The following is a 24751-nucleotide window of genomic DNA, read 5'->3' as shown; positions in this document are numbered from 1 at the left end:
TCGTCGGACCTGGTGACCGCGGTGCGATGCGGATCGGCGGGCTGCCGACCGCCGTCCAGGTCCCGCGGCAGCCAATCGGTCGGGTGTCATCCTGCGGCAACGACGGGCGGACCGGTCACCGGGCCGTGACCGGCCGGGGACTCACCGCCGTCGCCCCGCGAGGCCGGGTGTAGCGACTCCAGCAGTTACCGCCGTGGCAACCGGACGGCAACCTCCGGGGCGGGGTGTGCCGCCTAGCTTCCGGCCGGTGCTCCCGGAGACACAGCCGCGGTCCGTCGTCCTGAAGAAGCTGCTCTCGGCGGTGCTCGTCGCCGGGGTCCTGGTGGCCGGTCTCGTGCTGCCCTGGGTGGGCGGGGCAGGCCTGCTGGCCCGCGACTCCGTGCCGTCGGCCGGACAGCTGCCCGCCGAACTGACCGGCAGCGTCCCGGGCAACACCCGCGTGCTGGCCGCCGACGGGTCGCTGATCACCACCTTCTACGCCGCCGACCGCGTGCCGGTGACCAGCCGGCAGATCGCGCCGGTCGTCAAGCAGGCCGTCATGGCGATCGAGGACGCGCGGTTCCTCGAGCACAGCGGCCTGGACCTGCAGGGCATGCTGCGCGCGCTGGCCGCCAACGTCGCGGCGGGCTCGGTCGAGCAGGGCGGGTCGACGATCACCCAGCAGCTGGTCAAGCAGCGCCTGCTCCTGGGCGCCGAGACCTCCGGTCAGCGCGACTCGGCCACCGAGCGGAGCGTCGAGCGCAAACTGCGGGAGGCCCGGCTCGCCATCGCGCTGGAACGGACCGCCTCCAAGGACGAAATCCTCACCCGGTACCTCAACACCGTCTACTTCGGCGCCGGGGCCCACGGCGTCCAGGCCGCCGCGCAGCGCTGGTTCAGCGTGGACGCCGACGACCTCACCCTGCCGCAGGCGGCGCTGCTGGCCGGCCTCGTGCAGAGCCCGACCGTCCACGACCCGGTGACCGCCCCGGCGGCTGCCCTCGCCCGCCGCAACGAGGTGCTGGAGCGGATGCACGCCGTCGGTGCCATCAACGCCCGGCAGCTGGCCCACGCCCAGGACCGGCCGCTCTCGATCCGCCCAGGCCCGGGGTCGCCCACGGCTGCGCCGACGCCACGGTCGGCGGCTTCTTCTGCGCGTACCTGGAGCAGTACCTGTCGCGGGAGCTGGGCATCGGCCGGACCGAGCTGGACCAGGGCGGCCTGACCGTCCGGACGACGCTGCAGCCGGACGTGCAGGTCGCCGGTGACCGGGCGCTGCGCCGGACCGTCCCGATGGGCGACCCACTGGCCGGCGTGTACACCGCCGTCCAGCCCGGCACCGGGCACGTCCTGGCGATGAGCGTCAACCGCCGCTACGGCTGCACCGAGGCCGACTGCGAGTCGGTGCTGCTGCCCACCGCCCGGAGCCAGGGGTCCGGGTCGACCTACAAGGTCTTCACCGCCGCCGCCGCGCTCGAGCGGGGCATCCCGACGTCCCACACGATCACCGCCGACAACCCCTACACCTCGCGCGTGTACCGCAACGGCAGCGAGCCGTACACGGTCCGGGCGTACGCCGCCGCGGACATCCGGACGATGACCATGGAGCAGGCGCTGTACCGCTCCTCGAACACCTACTTCATGGCGCTGCAGGACCAGCTCGGCAGCGTCGAGGGGCCGGTGCGCGTGGCCGAGCGGATGGGGATGCACTTCACCGCGACCTCGGCCGACGCGCTCGTCGGGCAGAACCGCGGGTCCTTCACCCTGGGCGCGGAGCCGACCAGCCCGCTGGACCTGGCGAACGCCTACGCGACCCTCGCGGCCAGCGGCACCCGCTGCGAACCGACCCCCGTCGTCGCGGTGCTCGACCGGGGCGGGGAGCCGCTGGCCGGCCCCGACGGCCGGCCGCTCGCCGTCGACCCGGACTGCACCCCGGAGGCCGTGGCGCCCGGTGTGGCCGACACCCTCGCCCAGGTGCTCCGCAAGGACGTCGAACCCGGACCGGACCCCACGCAGACCGGCGCCGCGGCCTACGTCCCCGGCCACCAGATCGCCGGGAAGACCGGGACGTCGCAGGGGGGCTTCTCGGTCGCCTTCGCCGGCTTCACACCCGAGTACTCCGCCAGCGTCATGGTGTTCAACCCCAAGCGGAACCAGGAGGTCAGCGGAGGCGGCGGCGACAAGGGCGCCACCATCTGGCACGACGCCATGGCGCCGGTCCTCACCGGCGACCCGATGGTCCCCTTCCCGCCGGCCGATCCGGCTCTGACCGGCTCGCAGGACAGCGCGGCCGATCGCGCGTCCCGGGAGGACGGCGACTGACCGGCGAGCAGCGCCACGGCGGCCCCGGCTCCCTGGAGCACGGAACGGCGTGAGATCGCACGGGGGGTCGTCATGGCCGAGACCCTGACCGGTCACGACGACGTCCGGCTGGTGACCTGGTGAACGCGGACCGACCTCAGGACGGCGACGCGGCCACCTCGGAGAACCGTTGAGGGCGTCAGGGCTCCAGCAGGGCGGCGGCGACGGCGGACCCGATCCGCTCGGAGTACTCCGCCGTCATGTGCACCCCGTCGGCGAACACCGGCGTGCTGCCCACGAAGGCCGGGCAGAGGTCGTCGGCGCAGAACCAGCGCTGCGGGTCGACGGCTGTCGCGCCGGTCGCCCCGGCCACCTCGGCCTCGATCGCCAGCGACGCCAGGTACGACCGGCTCGGCGCCTCGGCGCAGTCGGCGGGCTCGCTGAGCCCGCTCGCGCACGACTGCAGGTTCCCGGTCTCCGGCGGCGCCCCGAGGACGACGACCCGGGCGCCGGAGGCCTGGATCCGCTCGACCATCGAGGTCAGCCCGTCCCGGAAGACCGCCGTCCGGTCCAGTGCGGGGTCGGCGAGCTCGACGTCGTAGGCGTTGCTGAGCACGACCAGGTCCGGGCCGTTCTCGGCGATCCAGCCCAGGGCCCACTGCCGGTGCTCGGCGCACTCGGTGAACGGCTGCCCGCCGGCCAGCGTCATCTCCAGCACGTTGGGGCAGCGGCCCATCGACAGCGTCTGCACCGACCAGCCCCGCGGCGTCAGGCCCGAGACGATGCCCGGCAGCCAGGCGCCCGCGACGGAGTCGCCGAGCACGACCGCCCGCTGGGCCGCGGCCGAGTCGCCGTAGCCGCAGTCGGCCACGTTGTCCGGACGCACGTCGAAGCAGCCCTCCGACCACTGCCCGCGCAGGTAGTCGGGCAGGTCGTCGAGGCTCGGCGAGAGGTCGGCCGGCCAGGTCAGGGCCACCGTCGCCGCGCGGATCTCACGGGTCAGCGGGTCCTCGGCCGCTCCGCCGTCCGCCGCGGCCGCACGCGCCTCCGCGTCGACGCGCAGAGCCGCGTCGGCCGCGGCCGCCGCCCGGGCGTCCAGCTGGCCCGGCGGCTGCACGGCCAGCAGTCCGGCGGCGACGACGATCGCCGTGCCCACCGACGCACCGGCCACCGCCCGCGCGCGCCGGAACACCCGCGGCGCCGCCGGGTGCGGCGTCCGCCGCTGCGCCCGCGGCAGCAGCCACCGCGAGTGCAGCACCGGCTGCTCGACGACGTGGTAAGAGACCGTCGCCAGGGCCAGCGACAGGGCCAGCGCGACGGCGGGGTAGGCCGGTGACCCCGGGTCCAGCACGGCCGCGAGGACGACGACCACCGGCCAGTGCCACAGGTACAGCGAGTAGGAGATCCGGCCGAGGAAGCGCGCCGGCGCGCTGCCCAGCGCCCACCGCACCCCCGGCCCGCGAGGCGCCGCGCCGAACGCGACGAGCAGCGCCGTCGAGAGGACCGGCAGCGCCGCGGCGGAGCCCGGGAACGGCGTGGTCGCGGTGATGAGGAACGCCGACGCGACGACGCCGGCCAGGCCCGCCCACGCGAGCACGGCCTGCAGCCGCCCCGGGAGCCGGTGCAGGCCCGCGGCCGTGACGGCGACCAGCGCGCCGACCCCGAGCTCCCAGGCGCGGGTGAACGTGGAGAAGTAGGCGGTCTCCGGCGAGGTGCTCGTGGCGTGCAGCGACCACGCGAACGACGCCGCCGTCACCGCCAGCACCGCCAGGCCGAGGACGGCGGTGCGGCCCCGCCGGCCGACCGTGACCGCGAAGACGGCGAGGACCAGCACCGGCCACAGCAGGTAGAACTGCTCCTCGACCGCGAGGGACCAGAAGTGCTGGAACGGCGAGGGCGCCGCGTCCGTCTGGAAGTAGTCGGTGCCCTGCTGCGCGAAGTTGACGTTGGCGCCGAAGAACAGCGCCCACAGACCGTCGGTGACGGTGTTCCGGAACCGGCCGTCTACGAAGAGCACCCAGGCGGCCAGCGTGGTGACGACCAGCGTCGACACCGCCGCGGGCAGCAGCCGGCGGGCCCGGCGCACGTAGAAGGCGCGGAACGAGATGCGGCCGGTGCGCTGCCGCTCCCGGACCAGCAGGCCGGTGATGAGGAAGCCGGAGATCACGAAGAAGACGTCGACGCCGACGAACCCGCCCGAGGGCCAGCCGACCACGTGGTCGAGCAGGACGAGGCCGACCGCCACGGCCCGCAGGCCCTCGATGTCCCGCCGGAAGCGGTGCTCCGGGCCCCGGGAGCGGCGCTCCAGGCCCCGGGAGCGGTGCTCCGGAGCCGCGGCGCGTTCCACGCTCCGGCGGACGACCGTCCGCTCGACCGGCACAGCTGTCGCCGTCATACCACTCCCCCGTGTCGTCCCGCCGTCCCGGCGGCAGCCCGCGCGCCGCGCGCGGCAGGCCCTGCAGCGCAGTCGACCAAGCCGGTCACCGGCCGGGAAGGGTCCGGGCGGGCGCCCTGACCCGCGAGGGGGAGGGCCCGAGGCGGCCGGGTCAGGCGCGGCGGACGGCGAGGTGCGGCGGCTCCGCCGGGGTCCGGGCGACCACGCAGCAGCGCTCGGTGGCCCGCCCGGTCGGGTGTCATCCCCGGTCCCCGGCCGCCTGACGAGTGACTCCTGGCGACCTCCACCCCTGCTCCCAGGAGGAAGCAGCGGTGGAGCGTCCGGGGACCACGTCGCCTCCCGCGCGGAGGCGCGTGCGTCACCACTCGGCGGGGCGTCGCGACGCCCACCCGCTGCCTCGCACGGGTGCAGGGCCGAGGGCGGGTCCTGGGGCACCGGCGACGGGTTAGCCTGCCGGCGTGCCCGGCTGGGAGGACGTCCGCGCACTCGCCCTCGCGCTCCCCGAGGTCGGCGAGCGGACCTCGCGCGGTCACCTCGAGTGGCGGGTGCGCGACCGGCTGTTCGTCTGGGAGCGGCCGCTGCGCCGGGCCGACCTCGCCCACCTCGGGAACCGGGCACCGGACGCACCGCCGTTGGGCGCGTGGGTGCCCGACCTCGGCGCGAAGGAGGCGCTCCTGACCGACGACCCGGACACCTACCTGACGACGCCGCACTTCGACGGCCACCCGATCGTGCTCGCCCGACTCGACCGCATCGACCCCGGCGAACTCGAGGAGCTGGTCACCGAGGCGTGGCTGGCCCGGGCACCCCGACGGCTGGCGCGCACGTGGCTCGACGACGCCCCGCCGGCCCCGTGAACGCGCCGACGGTGGGCGCCGGTCGGCTGGACCGCTCCCGGTACGACCTGGAGTTCGCCGAGGACTTCACCGGCACGGAGGTCGACCCGAGCCGCTGGGTGACCCACTACCTCCCTCAGTGGACCACTCCCCAGCGGTCGGCGGCCCGGTACGACCTGCTCCCCGGGGTGCTCCGGCTCCGGATCGACGCCGACCAGCCCGCCTGGCGCCCCGACGACGGCGAGCTGCGGGTGTCGAACCTCCAGACCGGGTCCTTCTCCGGCGGGGTGGGGTCCGACCGCGGGACACACCGCCACCGATCCGATCTCCGGGTCGCGACCGCCGTCCCGACCCGCCGGCTGTACACGCCCCGCAGCGGGCTGGTCGAGGCACGACTGCGGGCGACTCCCGACCCGACGTGCATGCTCGCGGTGTGGCTCGTCGGTCTGGAGGAGGCCGCACCGGACCAGTCGGGGGAGGTCTGCATCGCCGAGCTGTACGGCTCCGCCGTCGGCCCCGGTGGCTCGACGGTGCGCCTGGGCGTCAAGGCCCACCACGACCCGCGGCTCGGGACGGACATGGCCGACGTCGTCCTCGACCTCGACGCGACCGACTGGCACTCCTACGCCGCGGCGTGGGACGCCGGTGGGACGCGCTTCTACGTCGACGACGAGCTCGTCCGGGTGGTCCCGCAGAGCCTCGCCTACCCGCTGGTGCTGATGGTCGACCTGTTCGAGTTCCCCGCGGAGGCCGACCGGGACCCGGCGGCCTATCCGAAGGCCGCCGAGGTCGGCCCGATCCGCGGGTACCGACCGACCGCCGACCGGTAGGGACGACGGGCTCCCCGGCCGGGACGCCGACTCGAGGACGTCGCCGACCGTCGGCCCCTGCCCCGCACGGTGGGCAGGGCCGAGGACGCGCGCGGCCCGCGGTCAGGCGCGGCGGACGGTGAGGTGCGGCGGCTGCGCCAGGGTCTGGGCGACCACGCAGTAGCGCTCGGTGAGCTGCGCCAGCCGGTCGAGCGCGGCGTCGTCGGCGTCGGTGTCCAGCTCGGCGTCCACGGTGATCGTGCCCAGCCCGACCGGGGTCTCCTTCGAGACGCCGAGCGTGCCGCGGGCGTCCATATCGCCGCGCGCGGTCAGCCGGGCCGAGCGGATCTCGAGGCCCATCGCCGTGGCCACGCTGCGCATCGTCACCCCGGCGCAGGCGAGCAGCGCCTGCAGCAGCATGTCGCCGGAGCAGGCGTCGCCGCCGTCGCCACCCGTCGAGGGGTGCAGCCCGGCGCGGGCGGGGCCGGCCCAGGTCTGCACGGTGCAGGTGATCCCCGGGGCGGCGAAGGCCGCCTCGGCGTGCATCGTCACGCAGGCCGACGCCGGGTCGTCGCGGTACTGCTGCTTGAGCGGTGCCTGCAGGTCCCGCAGCGCTGCGGCGTCCATCCGGGCCTCCCCGTGTCGTCGAGGCCCCCATGCTCGCCGGGCGCCCCAGGGCGCGCCAAGGGAGAGGGTCACCCCGGCCGCGGCGGCCGCCGCCGCCTTGCCGTCCCGTGCAGGACGGTCGAGGGTGGCGGTGGTCACCGGGGACGGTCCACGACGGAGGGGATCGACATGGGGAGCACGGGCGCGCGGACGGCGGTGACCGGCGGCGGGCGCGGCTTCCTCCCCGGGATGCGGCACGCGTGGCTGCTGCCGCTCTACGACCCGCTGAACCGGCTGCTCGGCGTCAGCGCGGTCCACCGGAGACTGCTCGACCAGGCCGGCCTCCGACCCGGTCAACGCGTCCTGGAGATCGGCTGCGGCACCGGCAACCTGCTGCTCGCGGCCAAGCGGGCGCAGCCCGAGGCGGTCGTCGTCGGGCTCGACCCCGACCTCGCCGCACTGGCCCGCGCCGACCGCAAGGCGCGCCGCCGCGGCCTGACCGTCCAGCTCGACCGCGGTCACGCCGACGACCTGCCCTACGCCGACGGCAGCGTGGACGTCGTCCTCTCCTCGTTCATGCTCCACCACGTGCCGGCCGGTGAGCGCGAGCAGGCGGTGCGCGAGGTGCGCCGGGTGCTGCGGCCCGGGGGTGCGCTGCACCTGGTGGACGTCGGCAGGGACGACGGCACGGACGGCGGCCGGGGGCACCGGCACCGGCTGGCCCACGAGCACGCCGCCGACGATGTCCCCGACCTGCTCCGCCGGGCCGGCTTCGCCGAGGTCGCGCAGACCGGCTCCGCCGTGCACCGCTGGGTCGGCCGGTACACCAGCTACCGCGCGACCGCCTGAGCCGGACACCCGGTCAGGGCCCGGCCAGCTCCACGACCGCGTCGACGAGCGCGTCGCCGTCCAGCAGCACGCGGTCGTTGTGGTCGGCGCCGGGGACCTCCACCAGCCGGTGCAGGGCGGCCGCCGCCGCGGCGACGGCGCGGCTCTGCGCCGGCGGCACGATCGAGTCGGCGTCCCCCAGCACCACCGTGGTCGGCACCCGGATCATCGCGACCCGCTCCGCCACCGGGTAGCGGTCGCGCAGCAGCGCGCGGACCGGCAGGAACGGGTAGTGCTCGGCGCCGACCGAGGCGAGGTCGACGAACGGCGAGCGCAGCACCAGCGCGGCCGGCGGGTGCTCGGTCGCGAGCTCGGTGACGACGGCGGCGCCCAGGCTCTCGCCGAGGTAGAGCACCCGGTCCGGCGGCACCCCGGCCTCCTCGAGCAGGTGGGCGCGGGCGGCCCGCACGTCCCGCGCCAGGCCCTCCTCGCTGGGACTGCCGGGGTTGCCGCCGTAGCCGCGGTAGTCGAACAGCAGCACGGCCAGCCCCCGCCGGGCCAGCGCCGCGGCCAGTGGCGCCCGGAGCCCGCGGTGTCCGCCGTTGCCGTTGGCCACCAGCACGGCGGGTGCCCCCGCGTCCCGGCCGGGCACGAACCAGGCGTCCAGCCGCAGCCCGTCGGAGGTCTCCAGGACGACGTCCCGGGCGCCGGGCAGCACCGTGGCGGCCGCGGGCACCGGGCCGTCGTGGGGCAGGTAGACCAGGCGCCGCTGCAGCCCCCAGAGCAGGCCGGTCAGCACGGCGAGGACGACGGCGACGACGACCAGGCCGCGGAGCAGGCGCCGGACCGGGCCCGGTGCAGCCATCTCACCTGCGGCCGGGCAGCACCGCGTCGACCAGGTGGGGGCCGGGCGCGGCGAGGGCAGCGCGGACCTGCTGGGCCAGCTCTCCGGCGGTCGTGGCCCGGGTCGCGGGCACGCCCATGCCGGTGGCCAGCGCGACGAAGTCCAGCGACGGCCCGCCCAGGTGCAGCAGCTCGCCGGCGCGCTTGCCGTCCTCGGCCGCGCCCACCCGGGACAGCTCGTGCTCGAGGATCGCGTACGAGCCGTTGTCGCAGACGACGACGGTGACGTCGAGCTGCTCGCGGGCCATCGTCCACAGCGCCTGGATCGTGTACATCGCGCTGCCGTCGGCCTGCAGCGCGAGCACCGGCCGGTCCGGACAGGCGACCGCGGCCCCCACGGCCATCGGCAGCCCGTCGCCGATGGCCCCGCCGGTCAGCGCCAGCCAGTCGTGCCGCGGCGCCCCGGCGGTCAGCTCGGCCAGGCCGACACCGGAGGTCAGCACCTCGTCGACCACGACCGCCCGCTCCGGCAGCAGCGCCCCGACCACGGCCGACAGGGCCCGCGGCGTGAGCTCCCCGCTCGGCAGCTCGGGCCGCGAGGCCTCCAGCAGCTCCGCGCGCGCGTCCGGCGCCGCGGTCGCGGCCAGTGCCCGCAGCGCGGCGACGCCGTCCTCCCCGGGCGCGGACAGCACGTGCACGGTGCAGTCCTCGGGCACCGGCGTGCCGGGCACGTCCGGGTAGCCGAAGAAGTGCACCGGCGACGTGGCCCCGGCCAGCACCAGGTGCCGGGTGCCGGCGAGCGCGGCGATCGCCATCTCCGGCGGGTAGGGCAACTTGGCGAGGTCGGGCAGGCCGGCGCCGCGCACCGTCCGCGGGGAGAACGTCTCGGCCATCAACCGGGCACCGGTGCCCGCGGCTACCTGCCCGGCGGCCAGCAGCGCGTCCTCGCGGGCGACGACGTCCCCGCCGAGGAACAGCACGGTCGGCTCGCCCCGGCGCAGCACCGCGGCCACGTCGTCCACCACCGACGGCGGCACCTGCGGCGCCGGGCGCGCCGGCCGGGGCGCGACCGGCTGCGCGCCGTCCTCCCACGAGACGTCGGCGGGCAGCACCAGCGTGGCGATGCCACGTCGCGCGGACTCGGCGACTGCCTCGGCGGCGTCGGCAGCGACGTCGGCCGGGGACAGCGAGCGGCGCAGCCAGCCCGACACCGCGCCGGCCAGGGCGTCGAGGTCGGACTCCAGGGGCGCGTCCAGCCGCTTGTGCGAGCGGGCGTGGTCGCCGACGACGTTCACCACCGGCGCGCCGCCCCGGCGGGCGTTGTGCAGGTTGGCCAGGCCGTTGGCCAGCCCCGGGCCGAGGTGCAGCAGCGTGGCCGCCGGCCGCCCGGCCATCCGCGCGTAGCCGTCGGCGGCGCCGGTCGCGACGCCCTCGAACAGCGTCAGGACGCCGCGCATCTCCGGGACCTCGTCGAGCGCGGCGACGAAGTGCATCTCCGACGTGCCGGGGTTGGCGAAGCAGACGTCGACACCTGCGCCGACGAGGGTCCGGATGAGTGCCTGGGCGCCGTTCACCGGGCGGCGTGCACCTCGGTCAGCTCGTAGTGCGTCATGGTCGCGCCGCCGGTGGCGAAGTTGGCGATGTCGTCGGCGGCCGCCTTGCCCTCCGAGGAGCTGAAGGCCGCACCCATCTCCTTCTCGGACTCGAAGTCCAGCTCCGCCACCAGGTACGGCGTGGCGTGCGACGGGTCCATCGCCTGCGGGGCCCCGGTGGTCAGCCGGACCAGGCCGGGCAGGCTCGTGGCGAGCGGCGTGTGCGTGTCGCGGTAGTACGCGTCGAACGCCGCCGGGTCCTCGGGCTGCCCGTAGCTGACGACGAGCCTGTGCACCATGTGCCGCACCTCCGCACTCCGCCGGGCTCCACTGCCCGGCACCACCTCCACCCTGTCAGGACGGGACGACCTGCCGCCACCGCGGGACCAGACCTCAGAAGGTGAGCACCAGCCGACCGCGGACGGCGCCGCGCGCCAGCCGCCGGTGCGCCTCGGCGGCCTGCTCGGCGGGCAGCACGTCGGCCACGCGCAGGGTGAGCACGCCGTCCTCGGCCTGCTGGCGCAGCCGGTCCAGTGCCGCCCGGTCCTCCGCCACCCGCCGCACCAGCGTCGGGTGCACCTGGACCCGGCCCGAGCCGTCGCCCCGGTAGCCGCGCACGGTCGCCACCGCGCCGCCGTCGCGCACCGCGGGCAGCACCAGCGCGTCCTGCACCGCGCCGTCGGCCAGCCCGTCGACGCCCTCGGGGACGTGCTCGCGGATCCGCGCGGCGACGTCGTCCCCGCGGCGGACGACGACGTCGGCGCCCAGCTCGCGCACCAGCCGCTCGTCGGCCTCGGAGGCGTCGGCGACGACGGTCAGCCCGTCGGCCTTGCCCAGCTGGACGACGTAGCCGCCGAAGGCGCCGGCCGCGCCGGTCACCGCGAGCACCTGGCCCGGCCGCAGCCCCATGTAGTCGAGCGCGAGCCGTGCGGTGAGCCCGTTCATCGGCAGGGTCGCGGCCTCGGCATCGGTGCTGCCGGCGGGCGAGCGGGTCACCGAGCCGGCCGGCAGCACCAGGTCCTCGCGGTAGGCGCCGTGCGCCCCCGTGGGGACGACGATCGCCATCACCCGGTCGCCCACCCGGAGGTCGGTGTCGGTGTCCGGTCCGATCTCGGCGAGCACACCGGCAGCGTCCATCCCCGGCACGTACGGGAACTCCTGCGCCGGGTCGCGCCCGGCGTAGGCGCCCTCGCGCAGGTGCGTGTCGGTCGGGCTGACCGCCGCCGCGGTCACCCGCACCCGCACCCGGCCCGGCCCCAGCGGCTCGGGCGGGACGTCGATGACGTGCAGGGCCTCCGGCCCACCGAATGCGGTCACTCCGACGGCTCTCATGACCGGCAGCCTCGCGGACACCGGCCGGCGCCGTCCCGCGGGACAGCAGCGGCGTGTCGGGAATGGTGTGCGCCTCCCGTTCGCTGGACATCCAGAGCACCGCACGCCCGCCCCGACCTGAGAGGCCGAGCATGCCCACGCTGCTGTCGTCCCGCCCCGTCTCGCTGGACCCGGTCCCGCACCGGCGGCGTCGCCTGCGCCCCAGGCTGGTGGCCGCGGGGATCGGCCTGGCGCTGCTCGTGCCCGCCGGGTTCCAGGTGGCCGACTGGCTGCCCGACCGGCCGTTCGGCCAGGACGTCGTCGACACCAGCACCCCTCCGCTGCTGCTGGCGCTCGAGGACCTGGCCGAGTACCACGCTGCGACCGGCACCTTCCAGGTCGTCGTCGAGCGCGAGGTGGACACCCGCTACGTGCCGTCGGTGATCAGCGGCGAGTCGGCGAGCTTCCTGGCCACCGGCTCCGCCGACGCCTACGTCGACTTCACGGGCCTGGACGCCGGCCGGGTCACCCTGTCCCCCGACGGCACGTCGGCCACCATCGCGCTGCCCGCCCCGCGGCTGGGCGAGGTGCGCATCGACCCGGCGGAGAGCCGCGTGCTCGACCGTGACCGCGGGCTCGTCGAGCGGGTCGGCGACGCGCTCGGCGACAACCCGGTCGATGACAGCGCGCTGTACGCGCTGGCCGAGGACCGGCTGGCGGCCGCGGCCGCGGCGAGCGACCTGCGCGAGCGCGCGGAGGTCAACACCCGCGACATGCTCACCGGCCTGGCCCGCTCGCTCGGCGTCCAGCAGGTCGAGGTGACCTTCGACGAGCCCGCCGACGGCGGGAGCTAGGAGAAGGACCTCGTCCCCCTCACCGTGGAAGGACCCCGTCCTCCCCACCCTTCGCAGGCTCAGGGCGGTGCCCGGAACGGGGCCGCGGCGAGCCTCTGGACGAGGCCGGCAGACACCACGGCCCCTGCAGGGTCCCGCCGCGAGCGTGCGAGTGGTGGGGGGCAGGGGGTCCTTCTTCAGCGCTTGAGCGCGTACTCCTTGAGCAGGCCCCGGCTGACGATCGTCTTCTGGATCTCGCTGGTGCCCTCGCCGATGAGCAGGAACGGCGCCTCGCGCATGAGCCGCTCGATCTCGTACTCCTTGGAGTAGCCGTAGCCGCCGTGGATCCGGAAGGACTGGGTGGTCACCTCGGCGCAGTACTCGCTGGCCAGCAGCTTGGCCATGCCGGCCTCGACGTCGTTGCGCCGGCCGGCGTCCTTGAGCCGGGCGGCCTTGACCATCAGCGCGTGCGCGGCCTCGACCTTGGTCGCCATCTCGGCGAGCTGGAAGGCGATCGCCTGGTGCTGGGCGATCGGCTTGCCGAAGGTCTCCCGCTGCTGGGCGTACTGGATCGCCAGCTCGAAGGCCCGGATCGAGATGCCGCAGGCCCGCGCGGCGACGTTGACCCGGCCGACCTCGACGCCGTCCATCATCTGCGCGAAGCCCCGCCCGGGCACCCCGCCGAGGATCGCGTCCGCGCCGATCCGGTAACCGTCGAACACCAGCTCGGTGGTGTCGACGCCCTTGTAGCCCATCTTGTCGATCTTGCCGGGGATGGTGAGCCCGGGGACGACCTCGCCGAACCCGGCCGGCTTCTCGACCAGGAAGGTCGTCAGGTTCTGGTGCGCCTTCTCCGCACCCTCGTCGGTGCGCACCAGCGCGGCGACCAGGGTGGAGGACCCGCCGTTGGTCAGCCACATCTTCTGGCCGTCGATGACGTAGTCGCCGTCGGCCTGCCTCACCGCCTTGGTGCGGATGCCGGCGACGTCGGAGCCCAGGCCCGGCTCGGACATCGAGAACGCGCCACGCACCTCGCCGGTGGCCATGCGCGGGAGGAGGCGCTCCTTCTGCTCGGCCGTGCCGTGCTGCAGCACCATGTAGGCGACGATGAAGTGGGTGTTGATGACCCCGGAGACGCTCATCCAGCCGCGGGCGATCTCCTCGACCACCAGCGCGTAGGTCAGCAGCGACTCCCCGAGCCCGCCGTACTCCTCGGGGATCATCAGCCCGAAGATGCCCAGCTCCTTCAAGCCCTCGACGATCTCGGTCGGGTAGGCGTCGGCGTGCTCGAGCTCCTGCGCGTGCGGGATGATCTCCTTGTCGACGAACGTCCTGACCGTCGACAGGATCTCCTGCTGGATGTCGGTCAGGTCGGCGGTCTGCGCCAGACGGGTCATCGCGTCGCTCCTCCAGGGACTCCGGTGTCCGGGTTACCGGTGAGTATGGAGCACCGGCGGGCGGCGTCCGTGTGCGCCTGCTCACCCTCCGGGGCCTCGTCCGTCTAGCGTGCGCACGAGCAGGAACCGACCGCCGGAGGACGACGATGACGCAGGACGACGCCCACCGCGGCACCCCCGACTCCCCGCCGCCGCCCCCTGGCGGCGACACCCAGCGGCTCCCGGACCACCCGCCGCTGCCCTCCTACGGCGCGCACGGGTCCACCGCCGGGAGCCAGCCGGCCAGTGCCGGGAGCCAGGGGGCCGGCGCCGCCGGCCAGCCGGGGTACGGCGACCAGCCCGGCTACGGCCAGCAGCCGGGCTACGGCCCCCCGCCGGGGTACGGCAGCCAGCCCGCGTACGGCGGTCAGGCCGGGTACGGCGCGCCGGGCTACGGGCCCCCGCCGGGCTACGGCCCGCCCGGTTACGGGCCCCCGCCCGGCTACGGCTACCCACGACCGACCAACACGCTGGCGATCCTGTCGCTGGTAATGGCCTTCGTGTTCAGCCCGGTCGGGCTGGTGCTCGGCATCGTGGCGCGCCGGCAGATCCGGCAGACCGGGGAGCAGGGCGACGGCCTGGCGCTGGCCGGGATCATCATCGGCGGCATCGCCACCGCGCTGGCCGTGCTCACCCTCGTGTTCTTCTTCCTCGCCCTGGTCGCGGCCGGCTCGTCGGGCGCCTTCGCCCCGTGAGAGACGACGACGGCCCGCCCGGGCGCTCCCCCGGCGGGCCGTCGTCGTGCCGGGCTCAGCCTTCCGGCGGGGTGAACGTCGAGCTGCGCTGCATGCCCGCGGCGCGGCCCTTGCCGGCGATGACCAGCGCCATCTTGCGGCTGGCCTCGTCGATCATCTCGTCGCCGAGCATCGCCGAGCCCTTCTTGCCACCGGCCTCCGAGGTCGCCCAGTCGTAGGCGTCGAGGATGAGCTCGGCGTGGTCGTAGTCCTCCTGGGACGGCGAGTAGATCTCGTTGGCCGCGTCCACCTGGCCCGGGTGCAGCACCCACTTGCCGTCGAACCCCAGCACGGCCGAGCGCTTGGCGACCTCGCGGAAGGCATCGACGTCGCGGACCTGCAGGAAGGGGCCGTCGATGGCCTGCACGCCGCGAGCACGGGCGGCCATGAGGATCTGCATGAGGATGTAGTGGAACGGGTCGCCGGCGTAGTCCGGGTGCAGGGCGCCGACCACGAGGGACTTCATGTTGATGCTGGCCATGAAGTCGGCCGGGCCGAAGATGATCGTCTCGATCCGCGGGCTGGCGAACGCGATCTGGTTGACGTTGATCAGGCCCTGCGCGGTCTCGATCTGCGCCTCGATGCCGATCCGGCCGACCTCCAGGCCGTTCGCCTTCTCGATCTGCGTCAGCAGCAGGTCCAGCGCCTGCACCTGGGCGGCGTCGGCGACCTTGGGCAGCATGATGCAGTCGAGGTTCGCCCCGGCTCCGCCGACGACCTCGAGCACGTCGGTGAAGGTCCACTCCGTCGTCCAGTCGTTGACCCGGACGGTGCGGATCTTCTCGCCCCAGCCGCCCTCGTTCAGCGCCGCGACGATGTTCTTGCGGGCACCGGGCTTGGCCAGCGGCGCGCACGCGTCCTCCAGGTCGAGGAACACCTGGTCGGCGCCCAGCCCCTTGGCCTTCTCCAGGAAGCGCGGGTTGCTGCCGGGGACGGCGAGGTTGGAACGGCGGGATCGGAGCTCGGCCACGGTGCCTCCGGCGGGGTGGTGGGGTGGGTGAGCACGCAGCTCGGGGTCGGTCTGCTACCGGAGGGTAGCGACGGGTTCCGGCCGCCCTCAGGTGCCCGGCTCGGCCAGGCCCGCGGGACGGCTCGCCCGCACGACCAGCCCGACGCCGAGGACGACCAACGCGACCCCGGGCAGCGCCAGCAGCGGCGGCAACTGCTGCAGCAGCACCAGCGCGAACAGCAGCGCGCCGGGCACCTCGAGCAGGATCACCAGGCTCACCATCGTCGGGCCGACCGAGGACAGCACCAGGTTGAACAGAGTGTGCCCGAGCAGCTGGGCGCAGCCGGTGATGGCGGCGATGAGCAGCCAGTCCCGCACCGCGAAGCCGGTCAGCGGGTTGCCGACCACGGCGGCGGCGACGGCGATCACCGCGGCGCACACCGAGTAGCAGACCACCGCGTACGCCGAGGTGGACAGCCGCTTCCGGGCCCGGGCGCCGGCCAGCACGTAGCCGCCGGCGCAGATCGCGCCGAGCAGCGCCAGCCCGTCGCCGGCGAGCGCTCGCAGGCTGACGGTGACGTCGACCCCCGCGATCAGCGCCGCGCCGACCACGGCCAGCACCAGGCCCCACCAGGTCGACGCGGACAGCCGCACGCCACCGGCCCGGGCGACCAACGCCGTCCAGATCGGGGTGGTGGTCACCAGGGCGGTGGAGGCGGCGACCGTCGTCATCGACAGGCTGGGCAGCCAGGCGGCGAAGTGCGCGGCGAGGAACAGTCCCGCGACGACGGAACTGGCCAGGTCGCGCGGCCGCAGGCCGGCGAGGGTCCGGCGCTCCCGCAGCAGGAGCAGCGGCAGCAGGACCGCCGCCCCGCCGAGGTTGCGCCAGAACGCCAGGGCGAGCATCGGCGCGGCCAGCATCGTGGTCAGCGGCGCGGACAGCGAGACGCCGATGACGGCGACCGCCATGATCCCGACGTCCCGCCCGCCGGGCCGGTGCACCGCCCAGGCGTCGGATCGGCCCTCCTGCAGGGGCCCGCCGCGAGCGTCGATCGGCCCCCCTGTAACAGAAGGACCTCCCTGCCCCCCACCGCTCGCAAGCTCGCGCCGGGCCCCTGCAGGGAGGCCGTGGGGGCAGGGGGGTCCTTCACGGGGACCAGGAGGGTCCTCTCTCACTCGGGCACCCGGATGCGGCCGCGGGCGACCGGCACGACCGCGCCGCGGACGGTGGCCGCGACCGCGCGCCCGCCGGAGGCGGTGACCGTGCAGGAGAGCACCGAGGGCCGGCCCATCGCCTCGCCCTGGTGCACGACGTAGGACGACCTCCCATCGGGTGCGAGCAGGCCGGTGGCGACGAGCCACACGCCGGTGCCCAGCGCGGCGGAGCCGGTCGCCGGGTCCTCGCCCCACGCCAGGTCGGCGGCGAACACCCGCGCGCGGGCGGTGGCGGTCGCGCCGTCCCAGGAGAGCACCGAGACGCCCTCCCCCACGCCGTGCGCGCCGAGCAGCGCGGGGACCGGCGCGGCGTCGTCCACCACCTCGGGACGGACGGCGAGGAACGCGAAGGGCAGGCCGCAGCCGGCGACGTGCGCGGGGAGCCCCACCGTGTCGGCCGCCGAGAGCCCGAGCGCCTCGGCCAGCGCCGCGGGGTCGGGCCCGTCCTCCAGGGTGGGGCGGCCTCCGGACAGCGTCGCGCCGTCCCCGTCGACGACCACATCGAGGACGCCGACGCCGCACTCCTGGCGCAGCCGCCCCGCGGGCAGCCGGCCGGCCCGGACCAGCACGGACGCCGCGCCGACGCTCGGGTGCCCGGCGAAGGGCAGCTCGGCGTAGGGGGTGAAGATCCGCACGCGGTAGTCGGCCTTCGGACCGCCGGCCGACCCAGGGTGGTCCGCGCCGGGCGCGGTCGGCGCGGAGAGGAACGACGTCTCCGACAGGTGGAACTCGTCGGCGATCGCCTGGCACTGCTCGGTGCTCAACCCGTCGGCGTCGAAGACCACCGCCAGCGGGTTGCCCGCGAAGGCCCGCGGCGCGAAGACGTCGACGACCTCGTATTCCAGCTCCCCCGGGGCGGCCACGGCCCGAAGGTAGCCTCACGGCTCGTGACCACGGCGACGAGGGCGTACGTCTCCCGGCTCGCCGGGCTGCCCGTCTTCGACCCCAACGGCGACCGCGTCGGCAAGGTCCGGGACGTGGTGGTGGCGCTGCGGGTGGGGACGGCTGCGCCGCGCGTGCTGGGCCTGGTCGTCGAGGTGGTCGCCCGCCGCCGCATCTTCGTGCCGATGGGCCGGGTGACCTCGCTGGACCCGGGGTCGGTCGTGCTCTCCACCGGCACGCTGAACCTCAAGCGCTTCGAACAGCGGCGCGGCGAGACCCTCGTCCTCGGCGAGCTGCTCGACCGCCGGGTGCAGGTCGCGGAGACCGGCCGTCCGGCGACCGTCGTCGACGCCGGCATCGAGCAGACCCGCACCGGCGACTGGGTGCTCTCCCGGGTCGCCGTCCAGGAGCCGGGCCGGCTCGGCCGGCGCGGGCAGCTGCACCAGCTGGCCTGGGACGAGGTCACCGGGCTGGCGCTGCCGCAGACCGGGCAGGGCGCCGAGACGCTCATCGCCACCTACCGCGAGCTCAACGCCGCCGACGTCGCCCACGCACTGCAGGACCTGCCGATCAAGCGGCGGCACGAGGTCGCCGAGGCCCTCGACGACGAGCGGCTGGCCGACGTGCTCGGCGAGCTGCCCGAGGCCGACCAGATCACCATCCTCGGCACGCTCGACGAGGCCCGGGCCGCCGACGTGCTCGAGGTGATGGACCCCGACGACGCCGCCGACCTGCTCGCCGAGCTGTCCAACGTCGACCGCAACCGGCTGCTGGAGCTCATGGAGCCCGACGAGGCCGAGCCGGTGCGCCAGCTGCTGCAGTACTCCGAGGACACCGCCGGCGGCATCATGACCAGCGAGCCGGTGATCCTCACCCCCGACGCCACGATCGCCGAGGCGCTGGCCCGGGTGCGCGAGCCCGAGCTGTCCCCGGCGCTGGCCAGCCAGGTGTACGTGTGCCGACCGCCGTCGGCCACCCCGACCGGCCGCTACCTGGGCCTCGCGCACATCCAGCGGCTGCTGCGGGAGCCACCCTCGCGCCTGGTCAGCGGGGCGCTCGACGACCTGGAGCCGCTGCGGCCCGAGGCGCCGCTGGCCGAGGTCACCCGCTACTTCGCCACCTACAACCTGGTCGCCGCGCCGGTGGTCGACGCCCAGGGCCGGCTGGTCGGCGCGGTGAGCGTGGACGACATCCTGGACCACCTGCTGCCCGAGGACTGGCGCGAGCGGGCCCGCCGTGGCTGACGGCCGCCGGCTCGACGTCCCCCGCGGCTCGGCACGCTCCCTGGGCAGCTACCTCCGGCTGGACCCCGACGCGGTCGGCCGGTTCGCCGAGGGCATCGCCCGCTTCCTGGGCACCGGGCGCTTCCTCGCCGTCCAGACGGTGGTCGTCATCGTCTGGATCGCCCTCAACGTCCTCGCCGTCCGGCTGCAGTGGGACCCCTACCCGTTCATCCTGCTCAACCTCGCCTTCTCCACCCAGGCCGCCTACGCCGCGCCGCTGATCCTGCTGGCGCAGAACCGGCAGGCCGACCGCGACCGGGTGCAGGCCGAGGAGGACCGGGCCAGGGCGGCGCAGACCCGCGCGGACACCGAGTACCTGGCCCGCGAGCTCGCCGCGCTGCGGGTCGCCATCGGCGAGCTGGCGACCCGCGACTTCATCCGCGGCGAGCTGAGCCGGCTGACCGAGGAGAGCGCGGAGGACGTCGAGCGGCGGGAGCGCAAGGCGCGCAAGAAGCGCGAGGCCGCGGCCCGCGACGCGACCGGCTGACGAAGGACCCCTCTGCCCCCACCACTCGGGAGCTCGCGGCGGGACCCTGCAGAGGGGCCACCACCGGCGTCCAGGGGGTCCTTCATCAGGCGGAGAGGCGGGCGGCGGCCCGGTCCAGCCGGCCGGTCACCTCGCGGGCGCCCGTGGCGGCGGCCAGGCCCTGCACCGGCAGGTCGACGTAGACGCTCTCGGCGCGGGCGACCTCGTAGGTCTCGTGCCAGATGCCGACCGCTCCAGGGACGCGGCGGACGCGCCGGTTGAAGGCGGACCACGCGGGGCGGTGCCGGGCCCCGGTGTTGGTGGCGTACCGGTAGACGTCCTCGACGGTGCGCCAGTACTGGACCAGCACCGGCCCCCGCCAGCCCAGCGTCATGCGGTGGCCGAGGAAGCCGGAGCCGGGGTCCCGCGCCAACTCGGCGAGCATCGGACCCATGGCGGCCAGGACGGGGAACCACGCGTCCGGCCGCCACGGGCGGTTGATGCGCATGCCGATCAGGAAGACGGTCAGGTCCCCCTCGTGCGTGTGGGTCCAGCGGCCCGGGGCGATGCGTGCCATGGCGTCCTCCTGGTTGGATAGTGCCGATACCCAACACTAGAGAGTGGCACTACCCAATGTCGAGGCGGATCCGTGCAGATCTCTGAACTCGCCCGTCGGGCCGGCGTCCCGGTCGCGACCGTGAAGTACTACCTGCGGGAGGGGCTCGTGCCGCCGGGCGAGCTGACCGGGGCGACCCGCGCGCGATACGGCGAGGAGCACGTGCAGCGGCTACGGCTGGTCCGCGCCCTGCTCGGGCCCGGCGGGCTGTCGGTCGCCCGGGCACGCGCGGTGCTGGCCGCCGTCGACTCCCCGGACACCTCGGTGCACGCGGCCCTGGGCGCCGCGCACCGGGCCCTGCCCGGGGTCGGCTCCGAGGGCCCGGCCGACCTCGACCGGGCCCGGGCCCTCCTGCGCCGGCGGGGGTGGCGGGTCGCCGGCGACTCCCCCGCGCTGATCGCGCTGGCCGCCGCCCTCGAGGCGCTGCGCGCCGCCGGTGCCGCCCCGACCGACGCGCTGCTGGACCGCTACGCCGAGGCCGCCGGCCGCATCGGCGAGCAGGACGTCGCGGCGGTGCCGACCGGGTCGGTGGCCGAGGCCGTCCGCTTCGTGGTGGTCAACACCGTGCTGCTGGAGCCGGTGCTGCTGGCGCTGCGCCGCCTGGCCCAGGAGGACGCCTCCCGCCGCCGGTTCCCGGATAACTGCTGAGGGACCAGCTGAGCAGTGCGGGTCAGGATCCCGGCAGGTGGCCCCGTTGCGGGCCCGCCCAGAGCCTGCGAGGGGTGGGCAGAACGGGTCCTCCTTCAGCCGGTGAGGACGTGCACCAGCGCCCCGGTGGCCCCGGCCAGCACCAGGACGACGATGAACGGCGCCCGCAGCGCCAGGGCCAGCGCCGCGACCGCCAGGCCGGCCAGCCGCCCGTCGACCACCAGTTCCGGGCCGGTGGTGGCCGCCTGCACAGCGACCAGCGCGGCCAGCAGTGCCGCCGGCACGAACTCCACGACCCGGGTCACCCACGGCCGCTCGACCCACGCGGCCGGCACCGACAGCCCGGCCAGCTTGAGCGCGTAGCAGCCCAGGGCCGCGACCAGCACGACTGCCCACAGCGTGCCGCTGCTCACCGGGCGCCCACCCCGCGCGGCCGGCCGGCCAGCGCCACGGCGACGACGGCGGCCACCACCTGCACACCCGCGGGCACCACCGGGGTGAGCAGCAGCGCCACGACCGCCCCGCCGACGGCGACCCGCCGCTGCACCGCCGCCTCCGGCCGGCCGCGTTGCAGCCGCGGCCACAGCAGCGCCAGGAAGGCCGCGGGGACGACAGCGTCCAGCGCCGCCTGGGCCGTCTCCCCCAGCCCGGAGGCCCCGAGCGCGCCGATCACCGTGGTCAGGTTCCAGCCCACGTAGATCGTCGCCCCGGTGGCCCAGAAAGCCAGGCGGCCCAGCTCGCGGTCGGGTGCGGCCACGGCCATCGCGGTGGTCTCGTCGATCACCCAGTGGGCGGCGCCGGCCCGGTCGAGCGGGCCGCGAGGGGCCAGCAACGGGGCCAGCCGGACGCCGTAAACGGTGTTGCGGGTGCCGAGCAGCAACGCGCTGCCGATCGCCGCCAGTCCGCTGCCGCCGGCGCCGAGGACGCCGACCAGGGCGAACTGGGAAGCCCCGGTGAACATCAGCGCGGACAGCGCGAGAGCCTGCCAGACGTCGAGGCCGGCCGCGTCGGCGGCGGCGCCGAAGGCCACCCCGTAGAGGCCCACTGCCAACCCCAGCCCGACGGCGTCGCGCAGGGTGGCGGTGCGGGCGGCGGGCACGCCGCGAGGCTAGCCAGCCGGTCCGACGTCCCCCGGCATCCCCCCGACGGGGGACTACCGGCCTCCCGCGGGCTCAGCCCGGACGCCCGGGATCCGATGAGGTCTCGTGCTTCCCTGCCCCACGTCCGACGTCCCGCAGCGGCGTCACCGGCCGGTCCTCGGCGACGACCGGCGGACCCGTGCGCAGGAGTCGGCACTGTGGGTGTCCGGACTGGCGGTCGTCATCGCCCCTGCTTGGTCCGGCTTCGACCTGCTGCTCGAGCCGCAGCTCGCGCAGACGTTCCTCGTCGTCCGGCTCGCCAGCGTCGTCCCCATGCTGGTGGGGCTCTGGCTGCTCTGGCGCCGTCCCCTGGGTCGCCGCCGGCCCGAGCTGCTGGCCTGCTCCGCGCTGGCCACCGTGCAGGTCGAGGTCGCCTGGATGATCCCGCAGGTCGAGCACGCGGAGTTCTACCTGCTCGGCTTCACCCTGGCGATCTACGCCAGCGGCTGTCTGCTGGTCACCCGGCCGCTGTGGACCGGCGTCCTGGTCGCGGTGTCCTGGTCGGCGCTCGGTGTCGCCGTCCTGACCGCCCCCACGTCGATGCGGGCGGACGACCTGCTCGCAGCCGCCATCTACCTCGCCACCGCGTCGCTCATCGGGGTGGTCGCCCACGACCAGCGACACCGGCTGACGAACCGGGAGTCCACGGTCCGCGTCCGGCTGGAGCAGGAACGGGAGCGCACCCGGACCCTGCTGGCCCGCCTCGAGCGGCTCAGCCACGAGGACTCGCTCACCGGCCTGGCCAACCGCCGGCGCTGGGACGCCGAGCTGGCCGAGGCCTGCGCCGCGACCCGCCGGACCGGGACGTCGCTGGCCGTCGTGCTGGTCGACGTGGACCGGTTCAAGCAGATCAACGACCGGTACGGCCACAGCGGCGGGGACGAGGCACTGCGGCTCATCGCCGGCGCGCTGACCTCGCGGGTCCGGGCCGGGGACGTCGTCGCCCGCCTGGGTGGTGACGAGCTCGCCGTCCTGCTCCCCGGCACCGACCTCGGCCGGGCGGTCGCGCTGGCCGAGCAGCTGCGCGTCGCCGCCCTGGAGCTGGGCCTGCCCGACGCCGGGCCGGGATCGCTGACGCTGTCCCTCGGGGTCGCGGTCGCCACCGGACGGGACGCGGTGCCCGAGCTGCTGACCGTCGAGGCCGACGCGCACCTCTACCGCGCCAAGACCACCCGCAACGCCGTCTGCGCCGGCCCCCGGACCCCCGCCCGGTCCCTGCCGGTGGGCTGAGCGGGCGGCCTGAGCAACAGATCACCCTCTGGACGGCAGCCGGTCCGCGCGACAGCCGTACAGTGGCAGGAGACCCGTGAACGCAGGTCACCGCCGTTCCCCGGCGGGCCGGACCGGGTCCCCCGTCGAAGGAGACAGACGCACACCATGTCCGCCCCGATGACCGGCGCGCCGGCGCTCGACGCCGTCAACGCCGCCCTGGCCACCGTCCAGGACCCGGAGATCAACCGCCCGCTCCCCGAGCTCGGCATGGTCAAGGACGTGCAGATCGGTGCCGACGGCACGGTCCGGGTCGAGGTCTACCTGACCGTCTCCGGCTGCCCGATGCGCGAGACGATCACCAACCGCGTCACCCAGGCCGTGTCCGCCGTCCCCGGTGTCACCTCGGTGCAGGTGGGCCTGGACGTCATGAACGACGAGCAGCGCGCCGAGCTGCGCAAGACGGTGCGCGGCACCGACGCCCCCGACCCGGTCATCCCCTTCGCCCAGCCGGGCTCGCTGACCCGCGTCTACGCCGTCGCCTCCGGCAAGGGCGGCGTCGGCAAGTCGTCGGTGACGGTCAACCTGGCGGCGGCGCTGGCCAAGCGCGGCCTGTCGGTCGGGGTCGTGGACGCCGACATCTACGGCCACTCGGTGCCGCGCATGCTCGGGGTCGACGACAAGCCGACCCAGGTCGACAACATGATCATGCCGCCGCAGGCCTACGGCGTGAAGGTCATCTCGATCGGCATGTTCACCCCCGGCAACACCCCCGTGGTATGGCGCGGGCCGATGCTGCACCGCGCGCTGCAGCAGTTCCTCGCCGACGTGTGGTGGGGCGACCTCGACGTCCTGCTGCTGGACCTGCCGCCCGGCACCGGCGACGTCGCGATCTCGATCGCCCAGCTGCTGCCCAACGCCGAGATCCTGGTGGTGACCACGCCGCAGCTGGCCGCGGCCGAGGTCGCCGAGCGGGCGGGTGCCATCGCCACCCAGACCCACCAGCAGGTGGTCGGCGTCATCGAGAACATGTCGTGGCTCGACCTGCCCGACGGCTCCCGCATGGAGGTCTTCGGCTCCGGTGGCGGCGAGGCGGTCTCCGACGCGCTGACCCGCACACTCGGTGCGCGAGTGCCGCTGCTGGGCCAGATCCCGCTGGACACCCGGGTCCGCGAGGCCGGGGACGCCGGCGCGCCGGTTGTCCTGGCCGACCCCGAGTCCCCGGCCGCGCAGGCGCTGGCGAGGATCTCCGACGGCCTGGCCACCCGCCAGCGCGGCCTGTCGGGCATGTCGCTGGGGCTCACGCCCGTCCGCCACTGAGCTGATCCGGCAGCGCGGCCCGGCTCCCCGATGGGGAGCCGGGCCGCGCTGCGTCTCTGGCGCTGTTGCTGCCACCCTTGCGCCGGTGCAACGGCGCGGATGCGTCAGGAACAGCGCGGGAGCGCCGGACTACGTCGCGTCGGGGTCGAACGGGGGCGGGGCGGAGTGGTCCCGCGTGCGGGCGGCGGCGGCCGCCACCGTGGTCGCGGCCGTGGCCCCGGAGGGCCGCCGCGGCGCGCCCTCGTCGTCGGCGAGCAGCTGGTTCCGGAGGAACGTGCGCGGGTGGTACTGGCGCAGGTCGAGGTCGCGCAGCTTGGCGAGGTCGTCGCCCAGGGACTCGTCGACCTGGGCCCGCACGCCGGTGACCGCCGAGCGCACCTTCTTCAGCCCCGCGGCGGCGTCCTTGGCGAGGTCCGGGAGCCGGTCGGGCCCGAAGATGAACAGCGCGGCGAGCGCCAGGACGACGATCTCGCCCCAGCCGATCGAGTCGAACACGCGCCGCTCCCCTCCTCGTGCGCCCG

Annotated in this window: 26 protein-coding genes and 1 pseudogene; 12 read left to right on the top strand and 15 right to left on the bottom strand. The window is 75.4% G+C overall.

The genetic code is table 11. The annotated features are described in order from the left end of the window. Positions 1-247: 247 nt before the first annotated feature. Both BLW63_RS28070 and BLW63_RS28065 read left to right on the top strand, forming a co-directional pair. A complete protein-coding gene (locus tag BLW63_RS28070; RefSeq protein ID WP_244522646.1) occupies positions 248-1204 on the top strand; it encodes a transglycosylase domain-containing protein in 957 nt (318 codons plus the stop codon). A 26-nt stretch (positions 1205-1230) separates the two neighbouring features. Beyond that, positions 1231-2301 (top strand): penicillin-binding transpeptidase domain-containing protein, encoded by a 1071-nt coding sequence (locus BLW63_RS28065; RefSeq protein ID WP_244522645.1) that lies wholly within the window; start codon positions 1231-1233, stop codon positions 2299-2301. Here BLW63_RS28065 and BLW63_RS29005 read toward each other — a convergent pair. Further along, positions 2301-2375: pseudogene (locus BLW63_RS29005) on the bottom strand (twin-arginine translocation signal domain-containing protein); the annotation flags it as partial. The gene BLW63_RS28065 and the pseudogene BLW63_RS29005 overlap by 1 nt on opposite strands. A gap of 104 nt (positions 2376-2479) precedes the next feature. Beyond that, positions 2480-4675, bottom strand: a complete 2196-nt coding sequence (locus BLW63_RS17800) for an acyltransferase family protein (protein ID WP_091159151.1) — start codon at positions 4673-4675, stop codon at positions 2480-2482. Between the two features lie 458 nt (positions 4676-5133). On the opposite strand from BLW63_RS17800, the gene BLW63_RS17795 reads away from it, so the two are divergent. Together BLW63_RS17795 and BLW63_RS17790 are read left to right on the top strand one after the other, a co-directional pair. Continuing rightward, the gene (locus tag BLW63_RS17795) at positions 5134-5532 is read left to right on the top strand and encodes an MmcQ/YjbR family DNA-binding protein (protein WP_091159148.1); all 399 of its coding nucleotides are present in this window, start codon (positions 5134-5136) and stop codon (positions 5530-5532) included. Continuing rightward, positions 5529-6341, top strand: coding sequence for a glycoside hydrolase family 16 protein (locus BLW63_RS17790; protein ID WP_211517158.1), 813 nt, complete (start codon positions 5529-5531; stop codon positions 6339-6341). Before BLW63_RS17795 ends, BLW63_RS17790 begins: the two co-directional genes overlap by 4 nt. A 102-nt stretch (positions 6342-6443) precedes the next feature. Here the strand turns inward: BLW63_RS17790 and BLW63_RS17785 are convergent, their stop codons facing one another. After that, complete coding sequence (locus BLW63_RS17785; RefSeq protein ID WP_091159145.1) at positions 6444-6947, bottom strand: OsmC family protein; 504 nt, start codon at positions 6945-6947, stop codon at positions 6444-6446. A 168-nt stretch (positions 6948-7115) separates the two neighbouring features. On the opposite strand from BLW63_RS17785, the gene BLW63_RS17780 reads away from it, so the two are divergent. After that, on the top strand, positions 7116-7775 hold the full coding sequence (locus tag BLW63_RS17780; RefSeq protein ID WP_091159142.1) for a class I SAM-dependent methyltransferase: 660 nt from the start codon (positions 7116-7118) through the stop codon (positions 7773-7775). Between the two features lie 13 nt (positions 7776-7788). Here the strand turns inward: BLW63_RS17780 and BLW63_RS17775 are convergent, their stop codons facing one another. The 4 genes from BLW63_RS17775 to BLW63_RS17760 all read right to left on the bottom strand — a co-directional run bounded on the left by BLW63_RS17775 (position 7789) and on the right by BLW63_RS17760 (position 11521). Continuing rightward, entirely contained in the window at positions 7789-8619 is an 831-nt protein-coding gene (locus tag BLW63_RS17775; RefSeq protein ID WP_091159141.1) for an alpha/beta hydrolase, read from the bottom strand. 1 nt (position 8620) lies between these two features. Further along, positions 8621-10171, bottom strand: coding sequence for an acetolactate synthase large subunit (locus BLW63_RS17770; RefSeq protein ID WP_091159138.1), 1551 nt, complete (start codon positions 10169-10171; stop codon positions 8621-8623). Next, positions 10168-10488 carry an EthD family reductase gene (locus tag BLW63_RS17765; protein WP_091159135.1) on the bottom strand — a complete coding sequence of 107 codons (321 nt, stop codon included), beginning with the start codon at positions 10486-10488 and terminating at the stop codon, positions 10168-10170. Before BLW63_RS17765 ends, BLW63_RS17770 begins: the two co-directional genes overlap by 4 nt. Positions 10489-10582: 94 nt before the next feature. Beyond that, the gene (locus tag BLW63_RS17760; RefSeq protein ID WP_091159273.1) at positions 10583-11521 is read right to left on the bottom strand and encodes an NADP-dependent oxidoreductase; all 939 of its coding nucleotides are present in this window, start codon (positions 11519-11521) and stop codon (positions 10583-10585) included. 131 nt (positions 11522-11652) lie between these two features. On the opposite strand from BLW63_RS17760, the gene BLW63_RS17755 reads away from it, so the two are divergent. Then, positions 11653-12354, top strand: coding sequence for a DUF4230 domain-containing protein (locus tag BLW63_RS17755; protein ID WP_091159132.1), 702 nt, complete (start codon positions 11653-11655; stop codon positions 12352-12354). A 176-nt stretch (positions 12355-12530) separates the two neighbouring features. Here BLW63_RS17755 and BLW63_RS17750 read toward each other — a convergent pair whose 3' ends face one another. Next, positions 12531-13730: an acyl-CoA dehydrogenase family protein gene (locus BLW63_RS17750; RefSeq protein ID WP_091159130.1), complete on the bottom strand. Its 1200-nt coding sequence runs from the start codon at positions 13728-13730 to the stop codon at positions 12531-12533. A gap of 146 nt (positions 13731-13876) precedes the next feature. On the opposite strand from BLW63_RS17750, the gene BLW63_RS17745 reads away from it, so the two are divergent. Then, positions 13877-14464, top strand: a complete 588-nt coding sequence (locus BLW63_RS17745; RefSeq protein ID WP_091159128.1) for a DUF4190 domain-containing protein — start codon at positions 13877-13879, stop codon at positions 14462-14464. A gap of 55 nt (positions 14465-14519) precedes the next feature. Here the strand turns inward: BLW63_RS17745 and BLW63_RS17740 are convergent, their stop codons facing one another. From BLW63_RS17740 to BLW63_RS17730, 3 genes are all read right to left on the bottom strand, one after another. Next, on the bottom strand, positions 14520-15473 hold the full coding sequence (locus tag BLW63_RS17740) for an HpcH/HpaI aldolase/citrate lyase family protein (protein ID WP_091159125.1): 954 nt from the start codon (positions 15471-15473) through the stop codon (positions 14520-14522). Positions 15474-15560: 87 nt separating this feature from the next. Further along, positions 15561-16421 (bottom strand): DMT family transporter, encoded by an 861-nt coding sequence (locus tag BLW63_RS17735; protein WP_091159270.1) that lies wholly within the window; start codon positions 16419-16421, stop codon positions 15561-15563. Positions 16422-16624: 203 nt separating this feature from the next. Continuing rightward, positions 16625-17530 (bottom strand): PhzF family phenazine biosynthesis protein, encoded by a 906-nt coding sequence (locus BLW63_RS17730; RefSeq protein ID WP_091159123.1) that lies wholly within the window; start codon positions 17528-17530, stop codon positions 16625-16627. Positions 17531-17554: 24 nt separating this feature from the next. Between BLW63_RS17730 and BLW63_RS17725 the strand changes: the two genes are divergently transcribed. Both BLW63_RS17725 and BLW63_RS17720 read left to right on the top strand, forming a co-directional pair. After that, entirely contained in the window at positions 17555-18793 is a 1239-nt protein-coding gene (locus tag BLW63_RS17725; RefSeq protein WP_091159120.1) for a magnesium transporter MgtE N-terminal domain-containing protein, read from the top strand. Next, on the top strand, positions 18786-19319 hold the full coding sequence (locus BLW63_RS17720; protein ID WP_091159117.1) for a DUF1003 domain-containing protein: 534 nt from the start codon (positions 18786-18788) through the stop codon (positions 19317-19319). The genes BLW63_RS17725 and BLW63_RS17720 overlap by 8 nt, the downstream gene beginning before the upstream one ends. Before the next feature lie 85 nt (positions 19320-19404). Here BLW63_RS17720 and BLW63_RS17715 read toward each other — a convergent pair whose 3' ends face one another. Then, complete coding sequence (locus tag BLW63_RS17715; protein WP_091159115.1) at positions 19405-19875, bottom strand: DUF4188 domain-containing protein; 471 nt, start codon at positions 19873-19875, stop codon at positions 19405-19407. Positions 19876-19947: 72 nt separating this feature from the next. Here BLW63_RS17715 and BLW63_RS17710 point away from each other — a divergent pair, with 72 nt between their 5' ends. Further along, on the top strand, positions 19948-20562 hold the full coding sequence (locus BLW63_RS17710; RefSeq protein WP_091159112.1) for a MerR family transcriptional regulator: 615 nt from the start codon (positions 19948-19950) through the stop codon (positions 20560-20562). Between the two features lie 95 nt (positions 20563-20657). Here the strand turns inward: BLW63_RS17710 and BLW63_RS17705 are convergent, their stop codons facing one another. Both BLW63_RS17705 and BLW63_RS17700 read right to left on the bottom strand, forming a co-directional pair. After that, positions 20658-20975, bottom strand: coding sequence for an AzlD domain-containing protein (locus BLW63_RS17705; protein WP_091159109.1), 318 nt, complete (start codon positions 20973-20975; stop codon positions 20658-20660). Beyond that, the gene (locus BLW63_RS17700; RefSeq protein ID WP_091159107.1) at positions 20972-21661 is read right to left on the bottom strand and encodes an AzlC family ABC transporter permease; all 690 of its coding nucleotides are present in this window, start codon (positions 21659-21661) and stop codon (positions 20972-20974) included. The genes BLW63_RS17705 and BLW63_RS17700 overlap by 4 nt, the downstream gene beginning before the upstream one ends. Positions 21662-21767: 106 nt before the next feature. Between BLW63_RS17700 and BLW63_RS17695 the strand changes: the two genes are divergently transcribed. Further along, a complete protein-coding gene (locus tag BLW63_RS17695) occupies positions 21768-22931 on the top strand; it encodes a GGDEF domain-containing protein (RefSeq protein ID WP_091159104.1) in 1164 nt (387 codons plus the stop codon). Positions 22932-23078: 147 nt separating this feature from the next. Continuing rightward, positions 23079-24230, top strand: a complete 1152-nt coding sequence (locus BLW63_RS17690; protein WP_091159101.1) for an Mrp/NBP35 family ATP-binding protein — start codon at positions 23079-23081, stop codon at positions 24228-24230. A gap of 129 nt (positions 24231-24359) precedes the next feature. Here the strand turns inward: BLW63_RS17690 and BLW63_RS17685 are convergent, their stop codons facing one another. After that, positions 24360-24725 (bottom strand): twin-arginine translocase TatA/TatE family subunit, encoded by a 366-nt coding sequence (locus tag BLW63_RS17685; RefSeq protein ID WP_091159098.1) that lies wholly within the window; start codon positions 24723-24725, stop codon positions 24360-24362. Positions 24726-24751: the final 26 nt, after the last annotated feature.

Origin of the sequence: Geodermatophilus africanus, from assembly GCF_900107105.1 — a bacterium.
Classification (GTDB): domain Bacteria; phylum Actinomycetota; class Actinomycetes; order Mycobacteriales; family Geodermatophilaceae; genus Geodermatophilus; species Geodermatophilus africanus.
Note: the sequence above shows the minus strand (reverse complement) of the source record. Positions and strands in the feature narration are given on the sequence as shown.

What these genes read in the sequence shown, in the direction of transcription:
- BLW63_RS17800 (WP_091159151.1), bottom strand. Translation starts at nt 4,675, where the DNA reads ATGACGGCGACAGCTGTGCCGGTCGAGCGGACGGTCGTCCGCCGGAGC.
- BLW63_RS17785 (WP_091159145.1), bottom strand. Translation starts at nt 6,947, where the DNA reads ATGGACGCCGCAGCGCTGCGGGACCTGCAGGCACCGCTCAAGCAGCAG.
- BLW63_RS17780 (WP_091159142.1), top strand. Translation starts at nt 7,116, where the DNA reads ATGGGGAGCACGGGCGCGCGGACGGCGGTGACCGGCGGCGGGCGCGGC.
- BLW63_RS17775 (WP_091159141.1), bottom strand. Translation starts at nt 8,619, where the DNA reads ATGGCTGCACCGGGCCCGGTCCGGCGCCTGCTCCGCGGCCTGGTCGTC.
- BLW63_RS17765 (WP_091159135.1), bottom strand. Translation starts at nt 10,488, where the DNA reads ATGGTGCACAGGCTCGTCGTCAGCTACGGGCAGCCCGAGGACCCGGCG.
- BLW63_RS17760 (WP_091159273.1), bottom strand. Translation starts at nt 11,521, where the DNA reads ATGAGAGCCGTCGGAGTGACCGCATTCGGTGGGCCGGAGGCCCTGCAC.
- BLW63_RS17755 (WP_091159132.1), top strand. Translation starts at nt 11,653, where the DNA reads ATGCCCACGCTGCTGTCGTCCCGCCCCGTCTCGCTGGACCCGGTCCCG.
- BLW63_RS17750 (WP_091159130.1), bottom strand. Translation starts at nt 13,730, where the DNA reads ATGACCCGTCTGGCGCAGACCGCCGACCTGACCGACATCCAGCAGGAG.
- BLW63_RS17745 (WP_091159128.1), top strand. Translation starts at nt 13,877, where the DNA reads ATGACGCAGGACGACGCCCACCGCGGCACCCCCGACTCCCCGCCGCCG.
- BLW63_RS17735 (WP_091159270.1), bottom strand. Translation starts at nt 16,421, where the DNA reads ATGGCGGTCGCCGTCATCGGCGTCTCGCTGTCCGCGCCGCTGACCACG.
- BLW63_RS17715 (WP_091159115.1), bottom strand. Translation starts at nt 19,875, where the DNA reads ATGGCACGCATCGCCCCGGGCCGCTGGACCCACACGCACGAGGGGGAC.
- BLW63_RS17690 (WP_091159101.1), top strand. Translation starts at nt 23,079, where the DNA reads ATGTCCGCCCCGATGACCGGCGCGCCGGCGCTCGACGCCGTCAACGCC.